Annotated in this window: 7 protein-coding genes and 2 rRNA genes; 6 read left to right on the top strand and 3 right to left on the bottom strand. The window is 38.9% G+C overall.

Annotated elements, in window-relative coordinates; genetic code table 11:
- Positions 1-240: 240 nt before the first annotated feature.
- The 5 genes from rpsF to ACTIEV_RS15290 all read left to right on the top strand — a co-directional run bounded on the left by rpsF (position 241) and on the right by ACTIEV_RS15290 (position 3,110).
- Positions 241-594, top strand: a complete 354-nt coding sequence (gene rpsF, locus ACTIEV_RS15310) for a 30S ribosomal protein S6 (RefSeq protein WP_322195627.1) — start codon at positions 241-243, stop codon at positions 592-594.
- Positions 595-596: 2 nt separating this feature from the next.
- Positions 597-860, top strand: a complete 264-nt coding sequence (gene rpsR, locus ACTIEV_RS15305) for a 30S ribosomal protein S18 (protein ID WP_133473151.1) — start codon at positions 597-599, stop codon at positions 858-860.
- A gap of 157 nt (positions 861-1,017) precedes the next feature.
- Entirely contained in the window at positions 1,018-1,464 is a 447-nt protein-coding gene (rplI, locus tag ACTIEV_RS15300; protein ID WP_322195628.1) for a 50S ribosomal protein L9, read from the top strand.
- A 256-nt stretch (positions 1,465-1,720) separates the two neighbouring features.
- Positions 1,721-2,113 carry an RNA recognition motif domain-containing protein gene (locus ACTIEV_RS15295; RefSeq protein WP_250687577.1) on the top strand — a complete coding sequence of 131 codons (393 nt, stop codon included), beginning with the start codon at positions 1,721-1,723 and terminating at the stop codon, positions 2,111-2,113.
- A gap of 112 nt (positions 2,114-2,225) precedes the next feature.
- The gene (locus tag ACTIEV_RS15290; RefSeq protein WP_439516796.1) at positions 2,226-3,110 is read left to right on the top strand and encodes an aldo/keto reductase; all 885 of its coding nucleotides are present in this window, start codon (positions 2,226-2,228) and stop codon (positions 3,108-3,110) included.
- A 5-nt stretch (positions 3,111-3,115) separates the two neighbouring features.
- On the opposite strand, the gene ACTIEV_RS15285 is transcribed toward ACTIEV_RS15290, so the two are convergent.
- Positions 3,116-4,399 (bottom strand): sensor histidine kinase, encoded by a 1,284-nt coding sequence (locus ACTIEV_RS15285; RefSeq protein WP_322195630.1) that lies wholly within the window; start codon positions 4,397-4,399, stop codon positions 3,116-3,118.
- Positions 4,400-4,924: 525 nt separating this feature from the next.
- Here ACTIEV_RS15285 and ACTIEV_RS15280 point away from each other — a divergent pair.
- Positions 4,925-5,578, top strand: coding sequence for an IS5 family transposase (locus ACTIEV_RS15280; RefSeq protein ID WP_439516797.1), 654 nt, complete (start codon positions 4,925-4,927; stop codon positions 5,576-5,578).
- A 112-nt stretch (positions 5,579-5,690) separates the two neighbouring features.
- On the opposite strand, the gene rrf is transcribed toward ACTIEV_RS15280, so the two are convergent.
- Together rrf and ACTIEV_RS15270 are read right to left on the bottom strand one after the other, a co-directional pair.
- A 5S ribosomal RNA gene (rrf, locus tag ACTIEV_RS15275) occupies positions 5,691-5,801 on the bottom strand.
- Positions 5,802-5,871: 70 nt separating this feature from the next.
- Positions 5,872-6,200, bottom strand: a 23S ribosomal RNA gene (locus ACTIEV_RS15270); the annotation flags it as partial.

Below are 6,200 nucleotides of genomic sequence, written 5' to 3'. Positions count from 1 at the left end.
CACAGAACCGCGGGCTCCAATATGCCCAATGGTTATTAGATAACAAAAAAGGTCAACCTTTTTTATGTAATTGACACCTTGTTCCTTGTCACTTGCTTCTTGTACCTTATTTTGTTGTTTTCTCTTCCTTTTTACCCTCTTTTCCCCTACCTTTGCAGCCCCAAATCTGTTTTGGCAGATTTCCCGCCTTAGGCGGGATCCACTGGGAAAAACCAATTTAAAAACCTAAAAATTCAGGTAATGAGTAATTACGAATTGATGGTGATTTTCACTCCGGTACTGTCTGAAGAAGATTTCAAAGCTTCTCAGAAAAAGTACGAAGACTTCATCAAAGAAAATGGTGGAGCGATTGTAAACAGTGCTCCATGGGGATTAAAATCACTGGCTTACCCAATCCAGAAGAAGACCACAGGTATCTACTGGGTATTGGAATACAGTGGGCCGACCGACCTCAACGAAAAGCTGAAAATTCAGCTGTTACGTGACGAACAAGTAATGCGTCACATGGTAACCAAACTCGATAAATACGCCGTCGAGTACAACTACAAGAAAAGAAATGGCGGATTTGCTGTCACTGAAAAAACGGAGGGTTAATCATGGCAAAAAATGAGATCAAATACCTGACCGCGATTAAGCAGGAGAAGCCAAAGAAAAAATTCTGCCGCTTCAAGAAGTATGGCATTAAGTACGTTGACTATAAGGATATCGAGTTCCTGAAGAAATTCATCAACGAACAAGGTAAATTGTTACCTCGTCGTTTGTCTGGTAACTCTCTGAAGTATCAGCGTAAAGTATCTGATGCAGTTAAGAAAGCACGTCAAATGGCGTTGTTACCTTATGTAACGGATCTTTTGAAGTAAAAATTAAAAAATCAAAAGTCAAAAATGAATCAGGTTTTGATTTTTCACTTTTGACTTTTGATTTCCTATTTATTAGTCACCTTCCCTAATCCCGATGAAATCGGGAGACAGTCAAGCTAAAATCTGGACTGGGCTCTTGGGAACTAAACAAACAATTATGCAAGTTATTTTAATTCAGGATGTAGACAATTTGGGCGGACGTAATGAACTGGTAAACGTAAAAAACGGTTATGCCAGAAACTTTTTGATCCCTCAGAAATTCGCAGTAGAAGCCAACCCTTCTAATTTGAAACAATTGGAAGAGCGTTTGAAAGTTCAGGCGAAGAAAGAAGCTGCTATGTTGGCTGAGATCAATAAAGTGGTGGATGTACTGAAAGCTGCTCCTGTTAAGTTAACCGCTAAGACCGGTACCAGCGGTAAGATCTTCGGAACCATTACCTCATTACAGATCGCAAGAGCGATTCGTGACCAAAAAGGTTATGAGATCGATCGTAAGCGTATCTCTATTGTAGATGATGTGAAAGAACTGGGTTCTTACAAAGCATCTATAGATTTTGGTAATGGTAACCTTACCGAAATTGATTTTGAAGTAGTTGGAGAGTAATTAATGCTCTTTCAGATAATAAAAGCCTCTATTTTAAGAATAGGGGCTTTTTTAATACCCAGAAACCGGTATTTCTATTGATTGTCATCATTTAAGCCCCGAAACCTGAAAAAAACTTGCCAATCAGCCAAAATCACTATCTTCGGTAGTCCAATGATAGGTCTTCCATATCTCAGAACGTTTTTACGTAAATGTTTCAGGGTTTTTGGTTACTGGTTTCTCATTGGTTTTTGATCACTTAATTTTTTAAAAGAACATGAACATTTACGTTGGAAATCTGAACTGGAACATGACCAGTGATGATCTGCAGAACCTGTTTACTCCGTATGGTGAAGTAACGAGCGCCAAAATTGTTACCGACAAATTCAATAACGACCGCAGCAAAGGTTTCGGTTTCGTTGAAATGTCTGATGATGAAGCAGCTCGTACTGCTATCAGCGCCCTACATGACACAGAAGTGTTGGGTCGCAAGATCGTTGTAAACGAATCTACCCCACGCCCTGAAGGTGAAAGAGGCGGCTTCAAAAAGAAGAGCTTTGGCGGCGGCGGTGGCCGTGGCGGATTTGGTGGTGGTGGCAACCGTGGTGGCGGTGGCGGGTACAACCGCGATCGTGGTAACGGTGGTGGTGGAGGTTATAACAGATATTAATCCTATTACACTACTAACATTTAAAGTCCTGTTTCACCTGATGAAACAGGACTTTTTTATTTTCTTCATGATAGCTTTCTGTCATTTGCTTTGATTTGATTAATTTAATTGTATGAACTCATCATCTGTTATCAAAGCACCAATTGCCGGGTGCATGCGTTGGGGTAAATGGGGTGCCGGATTTTCTACCAAAGAATACCGCCAACTGATTGACGCTTGTTTGGAAAATGGGATCCGTTCTTTTGATCACGCGGATATATACGGCGACTATACTACTGAAGCAGAATTTGGCGAAGCATTAAAAGAAATGCCTTCACTTAGATCAGAGTTACGTATCATCAGCAAATGTGGTATTCAGATGGTAACACCTAATCGCTCTGCACACGAAATCAAATCATACAATACCTCCGCTGCACATATCATTAGTTCCGTTGATCAATCTCTGAGAAATTTCGGAACAGACCATTTGGATCTTTTATTGATTCATAGGCCTGACCCATTGTTACATCCTGTGGAAGTAGCAAGTGCCATTGACCGCCTAAAGCAACAGGGTAAGGTTTTGCAGTTTGGTGTTTCGAATTTTTTGCCACACCAGGTAGATATGTTGATGAATTATACATCTGTTGAATATAATCAGACAGAAATTTCTATTCTTCAGCTTGCTGCTTTTTTGAATGGCACCCTTGAAAATTGTATCAAACATAAAATTATTCCCATGGCCTGGGCGCCATTGGGTGGGGGTGCTTTTGATGATGATACACATCCACGTTTCAGAAGTATTATGGGTACAGCCACATTGCTGGCGTCAAAGTATGAGTGTGGCGTAAATGAGATACTAATTACCTGGTTGCACACACATCCATCAGGTATTCTGCCTGTAATCGGAACTACTAAAATTGAAAGATTGATTCAGGCGAAGAATGCAGCAAGTATTCAAATGGAAAGAGAAGACTGGTTTAAACTTTGGATAGCATCTACCGGAGAAGATGTTGCCTAATGATTTTAGGGTCGTTGTAATGGTAATTCAACCGTAAAAGTTGATCCTTTATGCTCCTCACTTTGTACGGAAATATTACCTTGATGCTGCTCTATGATTTGCTTACAAATAGACAAGCCCATACCAAAACTCTTTTCTCCGGAAGTTCCTACTCGCTGGGCTTTGGAGAACATATCAAAAACAAGTTCCTGCTTTTCTTTGGGTATGCCGATGCCCTGATCTGTAACAGTAATACGAGTATGTTTACTATCTGCTGTTATCTGAATAAATATTTTACTTCCATCCGGACTGAATTTAATAGCATTATTGACCAAATTATTGATGACACGTTCGATTCTGTCTACGTCAATTGAAATATCAATCGGTGCTGAAAAAAAATGAGTGAGTATTTGTATGTGTTTATCATTTGCCCTTAATTGTAAAGAAGGAATCCATGAGTTAAATAGTTGATTCAGCTCAACAATTTCAAAGTGAGATTGACGCACTTGTGTATCACTATTTTGCAATAAATCATTGATCAGATGTAAGGCAGATCGGGAAGAATGACCTATCATATGAAGGAAATTTGCTTTATCAGCCTGAGAGAGATGATCTGATTGAATCAGTTCTGTAATACTTGAAATATTAGAAATCGGTGTACGTAAATCATGCGCAACCGTACTCAATATTTGATCCTTTTGTCTTGTTGTAATGGCCAATGCTTTATTGGTATCTTCTAACTGTTGAAGGTTTCTAAAATAGATAATTTTAAAGTACAAGAGCGATAACACATATAAAAGAATAGGTAAGAATATTTTTAAACAGGTAAAAACAATATCTCCTATTGGTTGATCAGCAAGGTCTGGAATTTGGATCATTCGTATGTATACAAATGCAGCGGAGGCTGTAGCTGCAAAAATGATGTATTGCCAAGATCGATCGAATAATACAACAGCTGCAACGATCATAATCAGCAATCGATATTCACCTGAATTTTGATAAGAATAAGCAGCAATCATTGCTACTGCTGAAAGAATGATGAGAATAACTACGCGAAATTCTTTCCATTTACCTGAGATGGTAATCCATAATGCCAAAGCAAAGCAACTAATCTGGATGATATTAATAAAAGCCGGGAAATAAGCTTGTTGAGATACATTAACGATCAGGGATAATACTGCAAACGGTGCTCCGATCAGGATAAAAAGATTGAACATGTATCCTTTTTGCCTATCGACAAATGAAGCGTCATCGGGAATACCGAGATAAAGAAATGTAAGAATAGGATTTCGCTTTATACTCGGCTTCATATCAATTTTCTGATAGATGTTGGTTGTTGAAAGTAACAAGAAAATCAATACATCGTAGAATATGTAAAAGTTAATACAGGAAAAGGTTTTTAAAAAACTTTAATCCATTTTCTAAGATTCAGATTTGTATAATAAGTACTTACTTGCTGATATAGATGGGTGAAAGAGTAACATCAAATTGATACTGTATTTGCCAGCCACAATAAATAAAAAGCTTCTCCAAATAAACAATGAGGCTCAATAAATATTCCAAAGGCAGACAAGTATGTCAGCTACCTACTCTCGCATCCGCCTAAGAAGCTGTTTAAAAATCTAATTAGTAGTAATCTGTGTGTAAAAGTGGATAAAAAAGCTGTTGTTGTCAATCGGAGATGTCGTTTTAGAAGATGACCAAATCTTATTAAAATGACAGGTTATCCTACCAACTTAAACAACAGCCAATGGCAAGTTATTAAAGCTTTTTTGAATGATTACAGAAAACGTAGATATAGTCTTCGAGAAATTATAAATGCAATTTTTTATTGAATAAAAACAGGCTGTCAGTGGCGTATGCTTCCATCGAGCTTCCCCAACTGGCAAATTGTTTATTATTATTTTTCAAAATGGAAGAGTGACGGGACATTTGAGCGTATCAGATGCTCTTTAGTGAAAAGATACAGAAGACGATCAGGCAAGAAGAGTCAACCTACAGCTGGCATAATGGATGCCCAATCTGTAAAGAGTACATTAGTGAGTAGTTCGGTGGATACGGGATATGACTCAGGAAAACGCATTAAAGGGATGAAACGGCATATTATTGTAGATACTACAGGTATGCTTCTGTGTGTAAAAGTACACTCGGCAGCAATAGCCGATAGGCATGGCGGCAGGCTCCTCTCAGCGTGTTTGAGTAGGAATTGGAAGAATGTAAAAAAAATATTTGTGGACGGAGGTTACCAATTGCCTGGGAAAAACCAGCTTAGTAATACCCCAATTAATGGGTATGAGCTAGAAATCGTCAAACGCTCTGATCTTAAAGAAGGCAAAGTCTCTCCCAGAAGATGGGTAGTAGAAAGAACATTTGCTTGGTTTGAAACTAACAGGCGAAATGCAAAATTGTATGAAAGACAGCCGCAAACTGCTGAAACTATTATAGAATTATCTGCTATAAGGCAGATGCTCAACCATCTATACACTTAAAATTTAAACAGCTTCTAAGGCTGAAAATACCATCGGGCATTATAGTGTGAAAACTCAATAAGATAGCTATAAAACAAAAAAGCCTCACTGATAAACAGCGAGGCTTCAATAAATATGGCAGCTACCTACTCTCCCAGCGTAATGCAAGTACCATCGGCCATGGGGGACTTAACTTCTCTGTTCGGAATGGGAAGAGGTGAACACCCCCGGCAAAACCACCATAAGAATGTAAATCATGGTAATAAAACCAGTGACAATAAGTTACATATTGGGAAGGAAATGATAACAAGAAAAAAAATAAAGCTTACGGGCAATTAGTACTACTTGGCTTTGCTGTTACCAGCTTTACACCTATAGCCTATCAACGTCATAGTCTTTGACGACCCTTAAAAGTAAACTCATCTTGTGGAAGGTTTCACGCTTAGATGCTTTCAGCGTTTATCCTTGCCGTACATAGCTACTCTGCATTACACCTGGCGGCATAACAGATACACCAGCGGTACGTACATCCCGGTCCTCTCGTACTAAGGACATGTCCACTCAATTTACTAACGCCCACCACAGATAGAGACCGAACTGTCTTGCGACGTTCTGAACCCAGTTCACGTGCCACTTTAATCGG

The sequence above is a fragment of the Sediminibacterium sp. genome, from assembly GCF_051861365.1.
Taxonomy (GTDB): domain Bacteria; phylum Bacteroidota; class Bacteroidia; order Chitinophagales; family Chitinophagaceae; genus Sediminibacterium.
The sequence above is the reverse complement of the archived record's forward strand: the minus strand, read 5'-3'. Positions and strand labels throughout refer to the sequence as shown.